The sequence below is a fragment of the Acidimicrobiia bacterium genome (assembly GCA_036271555.1).
GTDB lineage: Bacteria > Actinomycetota > Acidimicrobiia > IMCC26256 > PALSA-610 > DATBAK01.
Genome location: DATBAK010000003.1, coordinates 112,661 through 126,171, shown reverse-complemented (window position 1 = coordinate 126,171; position 13,511 = coordinate 112,661). Strand labels below are relative to the sequence as shown.

The window sequence follows — 13,511 nt, the reverse complement described above, 5'->3', positions numbered from 1 at the left end:
GCACGCTGCTGCACGTCGACAACCGCGACGGCTCGTGGCTCGCGGTGACGCGCGAGCAGGAAGTCGACGTCATCCGTCGCCTCATCGCGGAAGGCGACCGTGACCTCGGCACCCGTGTCGCCGACGCGCTCGACCGGAGCGACGCCGTCGCGGTCTGAGGCACACGCGCCCGGTCGATTCGTGGAGACGATGGGATTCGAACCCACGACCCCCTGCTTGCAAATCTGCAATTGGGCTATTCGCCGGCGTCCGCCAGCGTTCGCACAGGGCTTCTGACCTGGGCGTTTACAGACTGACGGTCACGCGACGTTCACGCCGACACGCCTCAGAACGCAGCGGTTTGATACATCCTTGATACATCGCGCCCGTCTTAGCCGGGCACGCGCGCAGGGGAGCCGCTGTCACTCCTCCGCTCGATCGAGACGAGCGATGCGACTTCATGCACCGCGTACAGTACGGGCCGTCGGCGCTAAACGCGCGCCGGCGAACGTCAGCAGCGAGCGTCGTACTCGGGAGCGAACATCGCCGAACCCCTACGGACGTCAGCGCGCGCCATGAACGCGCCATGAGAATGCAGATCTGAGCGACGGCGTCTCGAACGCGCGTGAACCCCCGCCCGCGATCGCGGGGGGCATACCGACTGGGATCGCGGCGATCGGCGAAGCCCGACTCCCGCGATGATGTCGGGATGGATCGCCTTCCGCACGGCTACACGAACTTCACTCGCTTGGTGGATGCGCAAGTGGAAAAGACTTACGACGGGCCGCGGCGCTGGGCGAACTCGGCGCGGGAACTGGCGTGTCTTGTTGGACTCGCCGGTCAACTGCCCGTCGCCATTGTCGTGGACCAGGACCTCTCCGTCCCGCGGCTGAGCCTGAGCTTGCTCCCGGGCCGTCACGGCCAAGAACTGATCGATGAGGGCCATGCGTCCAAGGTGTTGCGACTCGCGGGTGAGGCGTTGGTCGCGTTGCAAGGGGTGCCACCCGACACGGTTCCTGATCTCGTCGGCGAGGGTTCAGTGATCGTGCACGGCGACTTCGGACCGCAGAACATGCTCTTCGACCTGAACGCGGATCGCGTCACCGGCGTTCTCGACTGGGAATCGGCTCACATCGGCAGCCCGATCGAGGACCTCGCCTGGAGCGAGTGGATCGTCCGCATGCACCACCCCGAAGCTATCGATGCGCTCGACGCAATCTTCGAGGCTGCACAGCAACGGCCGCCCTGGGCGCAGCGACAAAGAGCAATGCTTCAACAGATCGAAGGCCTGATCGAGTATTGCGAGTCGGCCGGTATGGATCGCTCCGCCGCCGACTGGCGTATTCGACTACACCGCACGAAAACCTGGACCGTCGACTAACACCGAAACGCCTCCTCGAGAACACGCCAAGCTGGCCCCAACGCGCGCTCCCATATCGACGCGTCTCGGGCGTCTCCAAGCGCCGGCTCCGCGGTGATGGGGGTGATCGACCCCTTCGGGGTTCGGCGGAAGTCGAGTCGGTTGTGCGAGGCCGTCAGTGCGATTGCCTCGAACCTCAGTTTCGTGAGGCTCGCGCAGGAGCGCGGTGATGCGTCTTCGTCGCTCGAGCCACCGGTCGCCGCGTCCGTCGGGCCGGTGTGATTGTCCAGTCGATCTGGACGCCGAGGGCGGCGGCGTAACGGGCGACCGTCGACAGTCTGGTGTCGGCGCCCGACTCGAAACGCGTGACCTGGCCCTGGCTCGTTCCCATACGTTCGGCGATCGCGACCTGGGTAAGGCCGGCGGCGCGTCGGCAGTCGGCGAGTTGGCGCGCGAGCTCGCGGCGCTGGAGGGCAGCGGCGACGCGCAGATGGATGTCGGGGTCGTCGGCTGCGAGCTCGTCGATGAGCGTGTCGAGGTCGTCTTTGCGAGCCATGACCTCAGCATAACCCAGATTTGAGTTATTCGGTTCGGGCGCGCGCTCGCCAGTCGGTGAGTCGCCGATGGGCGAGACGGATCTCGTCGGGCGGTGTGCGTTGGGTCTTCTTGCTGAACGCCGACAGCGCCAGGAGGACCTGGCTGCTCTTTCCCTCAGCCGCGAAAAGGACGCGGTAGGTGGCTTGGCGGCCGTCGGCACGCACCTCGTACACGTCGCCGCTGAGGTGACGCGCGATCGGCAGACCGTTGACCTGGACATCCTTCATCGCAGCGAGGATCTCGTCGCGATCGTCGCTCGACAGACGCGCCGCGGTCAGGAAGTCTCGAACCGGGCTGCGACCTGCTGCAGTCGTGTAGAAGCGCCAGCGCCGTTTCACCGCCACAGACGAAAGCGTAGAGACACGCTGAGACGCAGCGCGCGATCGCCGACGACGCAGTGCCAAGAGCCCAGGAGGAGACTGCAGTCTCGACAGCGCATTTGGGCGGCGGCGCACCTCGGTTGCGGCGATCACCAATCGCTACGGGCCTCTTCCGGGGTGTCCGTCGACGTCCGTTTCTTCGATTGCGCGCTCCGACCCACGACAACCTGTCGCGCCGCGAATCCCCTCAGTTCGTTGCGCTTGGCGCAACGAACAAGATGGTCCGGTGATCGAGGACGAGCGGTGCTCGTTTCGATAGCCGCTCGGCCTGTCCACTGCGGAACCGCGACGGCCGGCGATGTTCAGCCATCGCCGAGCAGTCGTTGGAGTGCTCGTCGGGGTACGACGAGTCGGCGGCCGAGGCGGATGGTGGGGAGTTCGCCGGTGCGGGCGAGTTCGTAGGCGAGGGTTCGGCCGATGCCGAGCGTGTCGGCGGCTTCGGTGATCGACATCGTCGACGCGGGCGTCTTCGTGCGAATCGGGCTGGTTGTCATCGGTGGCTGCTCCTTCTCGTTGGTGTCATCGGCCCGGTGGTGGATCGGCTTCTGATGCCGATCCGGTCGCTCGCTCGCGCGCGCTGGTGACCGCGTTCCGTTGGGTGTCGACCCTTGTGTGCCGAAAAAATCGCGCGATCGGAACCGATTTCTGGTTCCGATCTGGCTCGCGCGTTCGCACACAGAGGACGGGTCGCGAGCGTCGGATGCGTTCGCGGTCGCGGAACGGTCGTTCGGTCGGAGGGAGACGGTGCGATGGAGCAGTCAACGGGACGGGTCGATGCCGGGTCGCGCGGGAGCCGGTTCTGCGCGATCGGGCGTGGTTTTGGTGAGTGTTCGGATGGTGAGCACAGACTGGCATCAGCGATGCTCGGCCCGATTGGTGGGCTCTTTGGTGGGGTCGCGGGGACCACGGCGTGTTGAACGTGAAGGTCCTCACCGGCGCGAACGTCGAGGCCTATTACGCCGAGGCGGTCGTGTCGGGTGTCGAGGACTACTACCTCGGCACCGACGCACCCGCGGGCGTGTGGTGCGCGTCAGCGTCGCTGCTCGGACTCTCCGGCGACGTCGCGCGAGCGGACCTGACCGCGGTTCTCGACGACCGGCACCCACGCGACGGTGCCCGGCTCGGCGTCGCGGACAATCGTCGCGTCCGCGGGTTCGATCTGACGTTCCGGGCACCGAAATCGGTCTCGGTCGCGTGGGCGTTCGCCCCAGCCGATGTCGCGGCGGAGATCGTCGGCGCGCACGCCGCTGCGGTCGCTGCTGCGGTCGGGTTCCTCGAGCGTGAGGCCTGCGCGGTCCGTCGCGGCCACAACGGCCTCGCGACGACTGCGGGTGGCGGGTTCCTGGCTGCGGCGTTCGTGCATCGCACGAGCCGCGAACGCGACCCGCTCCTGCACACGCATGTGATCGTGGCGAACAGCACCCCGACACCGAATGACGGTGTCTGGCGGACGCTCGATAGCCGCCGGATCTTCGCCCACGCCAAGACCGCCGGTTACCTCTACCAAGCACAGCTCCGGCACGAGCTCTCCCAGCGGCTCGGTGCCGATTGGGGTCCGGTCGGCAGCGGTGTCGGCGAGCTCACCAGCGTCACCGAACCGCTGCGGCGTCTGTTCTCGAAACGGCGCGCCGCGATCGTCGCCGAACTCGCCCGCGAAGGCCGCCGGTCCGCGCGTGCCGCGCAGGTCGCGACGCTCGCGACGCGGCCGGCGAAGATCGTCGGTGAACACGACGCCGACCTGCGGGCGCGTTGGGCGGCCGAAGCGATCGCGGCCGGGTTCCCCGCGGCTCAGTTGACCGAAAGTCTCACCAGAACACCCACCAATGAGCCCACCAGTCGTGTCGGCCCGTCCGTCGCGTCCGTCGCCGTTGCGCTGAGCGCACCCACGAGTGGTCTCACTGCGAAACGTTCGACGTTCAGCCGGCTCGAGATGCTGCAAGGTGTCTGCGACCAACTCCGCGACGGTGGCACCGTCGCCGAGATCGAGTGGCTCGCCGACGACCTCGTGCTCGACGCGCGTTTCGTTCCGCTCGGTCCGATACAACGTCGCGGTGTCCCCGGTCGGAGCTACACGACGCGTGAACTCCTCGACATCGAACACGAGATTCTCACCCACGCCCGCACCAAAGCCGCGGGCTCGCACACGCGCGCCGTCGACGACACCGACCTCCAACGCGTGCTCGATCGGACGCCGGGCCTCTCCGACGAGCAACGCGAGCTCGTCACCACGCTCAACCGATCGACCCGCGGGATCGAACTCGTCGTCGCCGCAGCCGGAACCGGCAAAACCACCGCGCTCGCCACCGCCGTTCAAGCCTGGCAGACCACGCATGTGCCGGTCATCGGCACCGCGCTCGCGGGACGGGCTGTCGACGAACTCTCGACCGCCGCCAAGATCCCGGCGTTCACGATCGCGTCGCTCCTCGGTGCCTTCGAACGCGGGGAACGGCTCGACGCAGGCACGATCGTGATCGTGGACGAAGCCGCAATGGTCGGCACCCGGCAACTCGCCGCGCTCGCCCGCCACGTCTGGGACGCCAACGGCAAACTCGTCCTCGTCGGCGACCCCCACCAACTCCCCGCCATCGACGCCGGCGGACTCCTCGCCGGACTCGCCCGCCGGCTCCCCATCATCGAACTCGTCGAAAACCGACGTCAACAAGCCGTCTGGGAACAGATCGCGCTCGGCGAGCTCCGCACCGGCGACCCTCAACGCGCGCTCGCCATGTATGTCGAGCACGGCCGCGTTCACCACGCACCCACCCGCGATCAGCTTCTCCGCCAGCTCGTCGACGACTGGTGGAACCATCGGGCCGGCGGTGGCGAGTCGATCATCATCGCCGCGCACCGAGACGACGTCCGCAACCTCAACCAACTCGCCCGCCGACGAATGGACCACGACGGACAACTGTCCGGCTCCACGCTCATGGCCGCCGGCCGGCACTACCAAGCCGGTGACGAGATCATCTGCCTGCGCAACGACACGAGAGTCGGTGTCCGCAACGGAACCCGCGGAGTCATCACCTCCGTTGACGGAATGCTCGACATCACCACCACCAACGGCGAACAACGACGGCTACCACTCCGCTACGCCGCTGACGGCCACGTCGACCTCGGATACGCGTTCACGATCCACAAGACCCAAGGCATGACCGCGCGCCACGTGCACGCGCTCGTCGACGACACCGTCTACCGAGAGCTCGCGTACACCGGCCTCTCCCGCGGCAAGACCAGCAACCACCTCTACGTCCTGCCCGACACCGAACCCGACCACCAGCTCGCCCCACTCGAACGCGGTCTCGCCCGCACCGGAGCCGAACAACTCGCCACCGACACGCAGCCGCGAAGACGAATCGCCACGCGGGAACTCGAACTCTGAATACTTGCCCCCGTGTTCAGGACGATCGATCACCGATCTTGGCGACGACGGAACGCAGGCTCTCAGGAACGGTGTGCGCGTAGACCTTCATCAGCATGTCGGGGCTGTGTCCGAGAATGTCGGCCACAGCTCGCAGCTCACCAAGATCGGCCGAGTGTCGGACCATCAGTGTCGCCGCGGTATGTCGCAGGCCGTGCGACGTCAAGCGTGGAAGGCCAGCGCGCGTGATCAACCGATCCAGGATCGCGTCAAAGTTGCGAGGTTCGACGTAATTGCCGTTTCGAGTCGTGACCACCAGGTCGAGGCCGATCCACTCTGCGCCCGCCTGCAATCGCTCGGCGTTCTGTGCTCGGCGGTGCGACTTCAGACCCGCCATCGTCGCTTCGTCGACGGGCATGGTGCGCCGTGAACGGGCGCTCTTGCCCGGAGTCCAGACCACACCACCCTTGACCTCCACGAGGCCCTCGTCGATTTCAACGGTGCCGTTCCGGAAGTCGATGTCGTCCCATTTCAACGCGAGCAACTCGCTGCGACGCAAGCCGTAGAGCGTCTCGAGGCGGATCGGCGCGGCGAGGCGGTGGTCGACGATCGCGGCGAGGAACGTCGCGACCTGCTGCTCGTCCCAGCTCGGTGTGTCGCGGATCAAACCTGGCTTCACCACGGCGCGCGGCATCGGAACCCGCGCCGCAGGATTGCGCGGGATAAGGCCCTCGTCGGTCGCATCGGCGAGGGCGGCCTTCAGCGTGTTGCGGAAGATCTGGATGCTGCGCCGCGAGTACTTCCCGCCCTGCGCGAGATCCTCGAGCCAGCGTGCAATGTCTTCGCGGTCGAGCCGATCGAGACGGACCGGGCCGAGCGCCCGGTCTATGTGGCCCGCGGCCCACTCGTACTGAGCTTTGCCCTTCACCGAGATGTCGGTCTTCGATGCAAGCCACCGGTGAACCAACCACGAGACCGAGCCCCGAGCGACGGGGCCTTCACCCGATGCGGCGGCGTCGGTCGCCGCCCTCTGCGCCGCGCGCCGGCTCGAATAGGTGCCGATTTGGCGCGGGCGCGCCGTTCCGGTCGTTGTTTCCAGCCCGTCGATGCGAACGACCCAGCGCCCGCGCTGCTGGCGAACAATCGGCCGTCCTGTCGCTTTCCAGACCATCCAGTGCCGCCCCGTTCTGATACATCCTTGATACATCGATAATCACCGATGCAAAAACCCCGCTCGAAGGCGGGGTTCAGAGTACAGAAGTCCTGGTCAAGAGGCTCGTGATTGGTGGAGACGATGGGATTCGAACCCACGACCCCCTGCTTGCAAAGCAGGTGCTCTGCCAACTGAGCTACGTCCCCGGGTGCGTCAACGCTACGCGCTCGCCTCACCGGGTGGCGGACCGAATCAGCCGACCGGCGCGCCTTCGAAGGTCGCGACCCGCACGCCGCGAGCCGACAGCTCGGAGAGAAAGATCACCGGCTCGACCAGCGCCGCGAGTCCGTGCACGCCCGGCCGGTGGATCGTCGCGCCCGCGGCACCGCAGAGCTGCGCCGCCGCGACCGCGAGCACGGTGCCGGCCGCGACGGCGGTCCGCTCGATGACCCCGTAGACGACGACGTCGCGCTCACGACCACGCCGGCCGTACACCTCGACGCGTGCCGCGCCCCACTCGCCTTCGTCGCCGACGCGGCGCCGCACCGCGAAGCGCCGGCGTTGCGCCTCGCCGAGCCGCACGCCAATGCAGGGAACGCCCGGGAACGCGTCGACGAGCAACGAAGCCCCACCGGTCACCGAGCGGCAGTCACGCGCGCCGATCGGTTCGGGAAACCACACGATCTCCTCGGCGGGCCGGTCGATCGAACGCCACGCCCCGTCGTACCAGTCGCGCGCCGGAGCCGACCGCTCGGAACGCACCGACGCGACGCTCGCCGGCCCCGCGCATCCGAAGCGCGCGACCGCGATCTCGTCGACCTCGTCGAAGGCTTCGGCACCGTGCCGCGCGAGCACGTCGGCGAGGCCGGGCGCGATCCCGCAACCCAACGCAACGGTGACCGCGCGCTCGCGTGCGGAGTCGGCGAGTGCGCGCAGGCGGTCGATCGTGGGCGCCGCATCGGCACACGAAGCGACCGCGACACCCTGCTCGACCGCGGTCATCACGACCTTGACGTCGAGGTCGTCGGGCAGCGCGCACGCGACCGCGTCGACGTTCGGGATCGGATCGCCGGGCCGGAAGTCGATGGACTCCGCGCGCGTACCGAGCGATTCGACGAGCTCGTCGACGCGGCGGTGCCGATGGCCGGCGACGAGCACCCGATCGACACCGGGTGTCTCGACGAGCTGACGGGCCGCGCGCACGCCGACCTCACCGAGCCCGACGAGCAGCACGCGACTCATCGAAAGTTCGGCCCCTCGAGCTCCCGCCACCCTCCCTTCGTGCTGGGAGTGGGAACGGGCTTGCCGACGATCCGCGCGACTCCGCCGATGACGCCGGCGACGCCGAGCACGAGCATGACCCGCCGGAAGGCCTTCACGGCGGGCAGTGTATCGACGGGTTCCCGCAGCACACCGGGCCGACCGGAGCGCATCGCGACGCCGTGATCACAGCGTGTTCGCAGCCACATAGCTGCGATACACGGCGAGCAACGCGTCCTTCTGCGGGTCGGTGAGCGCGGCGTCGGAGCGGATCGCGGCCTCGGTCGAAGTCGCCGGTGCGTCGTCGCTCTCGGCCATGCCCGCTTGCGCGAGCAGCGTCTCGGGCGTGAGTCCGAGCGCACCGGCGATCGACGTGAGCACGCGCACCGACGGCGCGTGCAGCCCGCGTTCGATCTGGCTCAGGTAGGGGTTGGAGACGCGAGCGCGCTCGGCGAGCTCACGCAGCGACAACTTCGCGAGTCGGCGCTGCGCTCGAATGAACTCGCCGAGCGCGTCGACGTGCTGCTGCCAGGGATCGCCCGGCACGGAGAGAATTAGGCCGTCGCCGGCGGGCGCTGCACCGCGCCCGCAACCTTGCTGGCGAAGTCGCGCTGGTTGCGCAGCCACGCCTCGGCGGTGTCGAAGCCCCGGTCGACGTACTGGGTCGCCTGGGGCAGCCGCTCGGTCAGCTTCGAGACCTGCTCGGGCAGCCGGGTCTCGGCCTGCCCCGTCACCCACTCGAGCGCGGTGACGACGTTCTCCTGGACGACCTGGACGGCGGTGAGGATCTGCGATTGGACCTCGTCGGCGATCTCGGTCACGGTCATGCGCATGCTCCTTGGGAGGTTCGGGTCTGCTAACTATATCTAGCATATGCATGACGATGTCAAGCTGAGGTACCCGCAAGAGCGGGCAGGTCGCTCTGCGGCCGGCCCGAGCCGGCGCCTGAGGCGTCAAGGAGGGCGAAGCGTGCAAGCCCGACCAACGAGCAGGATCGGATTGGTGCTCGGCGCGGGCGGGGTCGTGGGCCACGCGTTCCACGCGGGCGTGCTCGCGGCGCTGACGGAGGAGACGGGCTGGGACCCGCGCGACGCCGACGTCGTCGTGGGCACCTCGGCGGGATCGGTCGTCGGTGCGCTGCTGCGCGCGGGCGCGTCCGCACCCGACCTGTGGGCCCGGGCGGCGGGACGCCCGCTGTCGCGCGCCGGGCAGCGGCTCGTCGCCCGCGCCGAGAGCGGACCCTCGCCGGTCGCGCCGATCCCCTCGCGGGCGGGTCGACGCTTTCCGAGCTTCTCGTCGTCACCCCGCGCGTTGACGCGCGCCGCCTTGCGCCCGTGGGCCAGTCGCCCGGGCGCGGTCGCGGCGGCCCTCCTGCCGGCCGGGCGGATCCCCACCGAGCTCGTCGCCGCGGGGCTACGTCCGCTCTTCGACGGCTGGCCCGACCCCGCGCTCTGGATCAACGCGGTCGCGCTCGACACGGGACGGCGCGTCGTGTTCGGACGCGACCCGCGTGTCGAAGCGACCGTCGCCGACGCGGTCGCCGCGTCGTGCGCGATCCCGTCGTTCTTCGCGCCGGTGGTCATCGACGGCGTGCGCTACGTCGACGGTGGCGTGCACTCGCCGACGAACGCGGAGCTCGTCGCGGGACTCGCGCTCGACCTCGTGATCGTGAGCTCGCCGATGTCGATCGCGAGTGCAGCACCGCGGCTCGCGGCGGATCAGCCGGCGCGCCGATGGGCGCGCGTCCTGCTCGCGCGCGAGGTCGCGCGCATCCGCCGCGCGGGAACGCCGGTGCTGACGTTCCAGCCGACCGCGACCGACCTCGCGGTGATGGGTTTGAACGCGATGTCCGAGGATCGACGCGCGCCCGTCGCGACGACCGCGTTCGAGACCGCGCGCCAAAGGATCGCATCCGATCGCGCAACCGAACGGATCGCGCTGATCAGGCGTTCGGCGTCGACTCGGCCCGCTTGAGCAACTCCGTCATGCCCGCTTCGACACCGCCGCACAGCACGGCGATGTCGGGCGCGGTGTCGAGGTCGCCGGTGACGCCGTAGTTCAGCATCCCGTTGTACGAGAAGATCGCGACACCGACCCGCACGTTGCTCGCGAGCGGCACGAACGGGAACGCTTCGAGCATCGCGCGGCCGCACGCGTAGAGCTGCCACTGCGGTCCCGGCACGTTGGTCGTCACGGTGTTGATGTTCCGCTGCGGCAACCGCATCGCGACGCGCGTGCCCAATGAGAGCAGCAACGGCGGCGCGAATCCGCTCAAGGACGTGAGCACCTCGCCCGCGACCGCCTGCTTCGAATCCTTCAGCCCGTCCATCTGCGCGCGGATCGCGCCGAGCCGTTCGAGCGGGTCGTCGATGCCGACGGGTAGCTCGGCGATCATCGCGGAGACGCGGTTGTTGTAGGTACCGCGCTCACCGGGCGTCCGCACCGACACCGGCACCAACGTTCGTACGACGCGATCGGTCACGTCGTCGTCGTGCGCGAGCAACAACTCGCGGAATCCGCGCGTCAGCACCGTCAACACGACGTCGTTCACGGTGCCGCCGAGCCCGCGGCGAACCGTCTTCACGTCGGCGAGCGTCGTGCGCGCCCAGTCCCAGCGGCGGTGCGGACCGATCGGACCGTTCAGCATCGTCAGCGGCGTCGGCCGCACGACGCCGGTCCACGCGCGCAAGCCCTTCGTGACCTCGCCGAGCTGCGCCACGGCCTGACGGGGCGCGCGCGTGATCGAGCGCACGGCGCGCAGCTGCTCGTACGGGCTCACCACGACGTCGACGAGCGCATCGGCGACGAGGCGGATGTCGCTCGGTTCGGTGTCGGGTTTCCACGCGTCGCGCAACGGCGGCGCGGGCTCGGGCTCCGAGTCGAGCACCACCGCGAGCAGGTCGGTGCCCGACACGCCGTCGACCATGCAGTGATGCACCTTCGACACGAGCGCCCAGTGGCCCTGCTCGAGGCCCTCGACCATCCACATCTCCCACAGCGGCTTGTGCCGGTCGAGCTGCTGCGACATCAGGCGGCCGACCAGCGTGCGCAGCTGGTGATCGCCACCCGGCGACGCGAGCGCGGTGTGCCGGAGGTGATAGCCGAGGTTGAAGTGCGGGTCGTCGACCCACACCGGCCGGCCGAGCTGGAGCGGCACGAACCGCACCTTCTGGCGGTAACGGGGGACGGCCGGGAGCTTGCCCGCGACCATCGCCTCGAACTCGTCGTAGCCGGGCGCCGGGCCCTCGAACACCGCGATCGAGCCGATGTGCATGTGGCTCACGGCGTCCTCGATGTGGAGGAACGACGCGTCGAGCGGGCTCATGCGATCCATCAGGACCTCCCCCGGTCGGTCTCGCGGGAGCGTACCGCCGCCCTTCCGCCGCGGCCCTGTCCGATTCGCGCCGAACATCCGATTCGACGGTTTCGGGTGCGGCTGCATCAAGACGTACCGGCACCGGGTCGATGAATACACATGAGCAGGGACGCGGCGGGCGGGGCCGCCGTAGGAACCCCGGACGTCGGCCTTCGTCGACGCGCGCGCCTGCGGATCCCCTCGCTCTCGCCAACGGTCATCGCGTACGGCATCGGTCCGGTCGCGCTCGCGCTGCTGCTCCTGTTCCGTCACGAAGGTCTCGTTGCGAAGGCACCGATCTGGGCGTACGTCACCGCGCTCGTCGGCTCGGGCATCACGAGCCGGGTCGCCGAGCGCTGGCGCAGCGCGGAGGCCGGATCGGCGCGACTGCACGTGCGCGTCGTCGTGCACGTGCTCGCGGTCACGATCGTCATCTACATGACCGGCTGGGGCCCCGGCCTCGGCATGGCGTACATGTTCTCGGCGCTCGCCGACATGGAGCAGTCCGGCGCGGAGGCGTGGCGCGCGTCGCTCGGTTGGTCGCTCGTCGGCTGCGCAGCCGGACAGATCTTCGTCTTCAATCGCTGGGCGCCGACGCTCATGACCCGTTCGCAGGCGATGACGATCGGCTTCCTCGGCGCGATCGTGTTCGCGATCGCGATCCGCATGGCCGGCGCGGTCGCCGAGCGCAAGGAGCAGATGGAGCAGCTGCTCGAGCACCGCGCGCTGCACGACTCGCTCACGGGCCTGCCGAACCGGCAGCTGCTCGTCGACCGGCTCACCCACGCGATCGAGCTCGCGCAGCGGCGGCGCGGCGTCCCGCCGGTCGTGATGTTCCTCGACCTCGACCGCTTCAAGCTCGTGAACGACACGTTCGGTCACCACGCGGGCGACGAGCTGCTCGTGCAGGTCGCCGAGCGTCTGCTCGAAGTGGTGCGCACGAGCGACACGCTCTCGCGCTTCGGCGGCGACGAGTTCGTCGTGCTGTGCGAGGAGCTCGGCGCGCACGAATCGGTGAACGCGATCAGTGAGCGCGTACACGCGGTGTTCGACGAGCCGTTCCTCGTCGCGGGCGAGAAGCTGCCCATGTCGGTGAGCATCGGCATCGCGGTGCTCGACGACGCAGTCACGACGACCGAAGTGCTGCTGAGCGACGCCGACGCCGCGATGTACTACGCGAAGGCGCACGGCGAGGCCGGCAAGGTACAGCTGTTCGACCCCGAGACGCGCGCCGACGCGCGCAACCGCGTCCAGACCGAGACCGCGCTCGCGCACGCGCTCGACCGCAACGAGATGCGCCTCCACTATCAGCCGATCATCGAGATCGCGACCGGACGGACCGTCGGTGTCGAAGCACTGGTCCGTTGGCAGCACCCCGAGCGCGGGCTGCTCGGACCCGGTGAGTTCCTCGAGCTCGCGGAGCGCACCGGCGCGATCATCCCGATCGGCGAGTGGGTGTTGACGGAGGCCTGCAACACGGTCTCGCGCTGGAACTACACGCGCCCGCCCGAGCACCGGCTGAACCTCAGCGTCAACCTCTCGCCCCGACAGCTCGCGGAACCGAACCTCGTGTGGAAGATCCGCGAGCTGCTCACGAACCAGCGCATCGATCCGCAGGCGCTGCGGCTCTCGTTCGAGCTCACCGAGACGTTCATCGCCGTGAACGAGGAGCGGGAGCGCCACCGGCTCGCCCAGCTCCACGATCTCGGCATCACGCTCGCGGTCGACGACTTCGGCACCGGTTACTCGTCGCTCGCGTACGTGAAGGATTTCCCCGTGAGCGTCGTGAAGATCGACCGCAGCTTCGTCGACGGCATCGACCTCGCGCCGCGCTCGCAGGCGATCGTGCGCGGCATCGTCGCGCTGGTGCACAGCATCGACATGAAGGTCGTGGCCGAAGGCGTCGAGACCGAAGGGCAGTACCGGGTGCTCACCGAGCTCGGCTGCGACTTCGCGCAGGGCTATCTGCTCGGGCGACCCTGCCCCGACGAGCCGCGCATCGACCCCGCGCCGGCACCGAGCGCGCCGATCGAGACGGAGACGGTCGTCACCTCGGCCTGAGCTGCGGC

General features: G+C 68.9%; 14 protein-coding genes and 1 tRNA gene. 4 read left to right on the top strand and 11 right to left on the bottom strand.

The genetic code is table 11. The features are described from left to right. Positions 1-688 precede the first annotated feature (688 nt). On the top strand, positions 689-1,360 hold the full coding sequence (locus VH914_01790) for an aminoglycoside phosphotransferase family protein (protein ID HEX4489911.1): 672 nt from the start codon (positions 689-691) through the stop codon (positions 1,358-1,360). A gap of 175 nt (positions 1,361-1,535) precedes the next feature. Here the strand turns inward: VH914_01790 and VH914_01785 are convergent, their stop codons facing one another. The 4 genes from VH914_01785 to VH914_01770 form a co-directional block, all read right to left on the bottom strand. Then, positions 1,536-1,895, bottom strand: coding sequence for a helix-turn-helix transcriptional regulator (locus VH914_01785; GenBank protein HEX4489910.1), 360 nt, complete (start codon positions 1,893-1,895; stop codon positions 1,536-1,538). Positions 1,896-1,920: 25 nt separating this feature from the next. Next, positions 1,921-2,409 carry a type II toxin-antitoxin system RelE/ParE family toxin gene (locus VH914_01780; protein HEX4489909.1) on the bottom strand — a complete coding sequence of 163 codons (489 nt, stop codon included), beginning with the start codon at positions 2,407-2,409 and terminating at the stop codon, positions 1,921-1,923. Between the two features lie 209 nt (positions 2,410-2,618). Then, on the bottom strand, positions 2,619-2,810 hold the full coding sequence (locus tag VH914_01775) for a helix-turn-helix domain-containing protein (GenBank protein ID HEX4489908.1): 192 nt from the start codon (positions 2,808-2,810) through the stop codon (positions 2,619-2,621). 536 nt (positions 2,811-3,346) lie between these two features. Beyond that, positions 3,347-4,489 carry a hypothetical protein gene (locus VH914_01770; GenBank protein HEX4489907.1) on the bottom strand — a complete coding sequence of 381 codons (1,143 nt, stop codon included), beginning with the start codon at positions 4,487-4,489 and terminating at the stop codon, positions 3,347-3,349. 3 nt (positions 4,490-4,492) lie between these two features. On the opposite strand from VH914_01770, the gene VH914_01765 reads away from it, so the two are divergent. Then, the gene (locus tag VH914_01765) at positions 4,493-5,695 is read left to right on the top strand and encodes an AAA family ATPase (protein ID HEX4489906.1); all 1,203 of its coding nucleotides are present in this window, start codon (positions 4,493-4,495) and stop codon (positions 5,693-5,695) included. 16 nt (positions 5,696-5,711) lie between these two features. Here the strand turns inward: VH914_01765 and VH914_01760 are convergent, their stop codons facing one another. The 6 genes from VH914_01760 to VH914_01735 all read right to left on the bottom strand — a co-directional run bounded on the left by VH914_01760 (position 5,712) and on the right by VH914_01735 (position 8,914). Continuing rightward, entirely contained in the window at positions 5,712-6,845 is a 1,134-nt protein-coding gene (locus VH914_01760) for a site-specific integrase (protein HEX4489905.1), read from the bottom strand. A gap of 112 nt (positions 6,846-6,957) precedes the next feature. After that, positions 6,958-7,033 (bottom strand) — tRNA-Ala (locus VH914_01755). Between the two features lie 46 nt (positions 7,034-7,079). Beyond that, the gene (locus VH914_01750) at positions 7,080-8,069 is read right to left on the bottom strand and encodes a hypothetical protein (GenBank protein HEX4489904.1); all 990 of its coding nucleotides are present in this window, start codon (positions 8,067-8,069) and stop codon (positions 7,080-7,082) included. Then, positions 8,066-8,206 carry a hypothetical protein gene (locus tag VH914_01745; protein ID HEX4489903.1) on the bottom strand — a complete coding sequence of 47 codons (141 nt, stop codon included), beginning with the start codon at positions 8,204-8,206 and terminating at the stop codon, positions 8,066-8,068. The genes VH914_01750 and VH914_01745 overlap by 4 nt, the downstream gene beginning before the upstream one ends. A 67-nt stretch (positions 8,207-8,273) precedes the next feature. Next, positions 8,274-8,633 carry a helix-turn-helix transcriptional regulator gene (locus tag VH914_01740; protein HEX4489902.1) on the bottom strand — a complete coding sequence of 120 codons (360 nt, stop codon included), beginning with the start codon at positions 8,631-8,633 and terminating at the stop codon, positions 8,274-8,276. 8 nt (positions 8,634-8,641) lie between these two features. Further along, positions 8,642-8,914, bottom strand: coding sequence for a hypothetical protein (locus VH914_01735; protein ID HEX4489901.1), 273 nt, complete (start codon positions 8,912-8,914; stop codon positions 8,642-8,644). A 142-nt stretch (positions 8,915-9,056) separates the two neighbouring features. On the opposite strand from VH914_01735, the gene VH914_01730 reads away from it, so the two are divergent. Then, positions 9,057-10,061: a patatin-like phospholipase family protein gene (locus tag VH914_01730; protein ID HEX4489900.1), complete on the top strand. Its 1,005-nt coding sequence runs from the start codon at positions 9,057-9,059 to the stop codon at positions 10,059-10,061. Here the strand turns inward: VH914_01730 and VH914_01725 are convergent. Then, on the bottom strand, positions 10,030-11,421 hold the full coding sequence (locus tag VH914_01725) for a wax ester/triacylglycerol synthase family O-acyltransferase (protein HEX4489899.1): 1,392 nt from the start codon (positions 11,419-11,421) through the stop codon (positions 10,030-10,032). The genes VH914_01730 and VH914_01725 overlap by 32 nt on opposite strands. A gap of 141 nt (positions 11,422-11,562) precedes the next feature. Between VH914_01725 and VH914_01720 the strand changes: the two genes are divergently transcribed. Continuing rightward, positions 11,563-13,503 carry an EAL domain-containing protein gene (locus VH914_01720; protein HEX4489898.1) on the top strand — a complete coding sequence of 647 codons (1,941 nt, stop codon included), beginning with the start codon at positions 11,563-11,565 and terminating at the stop codon, positions 13,501-13,503. Positions 13,504-13,511: the final 8 nt, after the last annotated feature.

Excerpts from the sequence above, each read along its gene's own strand:
- VH914_01775 (HEX4489908.1), bottom strand. The coding sequence starts at position 2,810 with ATGACAACCAGCCCGATTCGCACGAAGACGCCCGCGTCGACGATGTCG.
- VH914_01720 (HEX4489898.1), top strand. The coding sequence starts at position 11,563 with ATGAGCAGGGACGCGGCGGGCGGGGCCGCCGTAGGAACCCCGGACGTC.
- VH914_01750 (HEX4489904.1), bottom strand. The coding sequence starts at position 8,069 with ATGAGTCGCGTGCTGCTCGTCGGGCTCGGTGAGGTCGGCGTGCGCGCG.
- VH914_01760 (HEX4489905.1), bottom strand. The coding sequence starts at position 6,845 with ATGGTCTGGAAAGCGACAGGACGGCCGATTGTTCGCCAGCAGCGCGGG.
- VH914_01735 (HEX4489901.1), bottom strand. The coding sequence starts at position 8,914 with ATGACCGTGACCGAGATCGCCGACGAGGTCCAATCGCAGATCCTCACC.
- VH914_01725 (HEX4489899.1), bottom strand. The coding sequence starts at position 11,421 with ATGGATCGCATGAGCCCGCTCGACGCGTCGTTCCTCCACATCGAGGAC.
- VH914_01790 (HEX4489911.1), top strand. The coding sequence starts at position 689 with ATGGATCGCCTTCCGCACGGCTACACGAACTTCACTCGCTTGGTGGAT.
- VH914_01785 (HEX4489910.1), bottom strand. The coding sequence starts at position 1,895 with ATGGCTCGCAAAGACGACCTCGACACGCTCATCGACGAGCTCGCAGCC.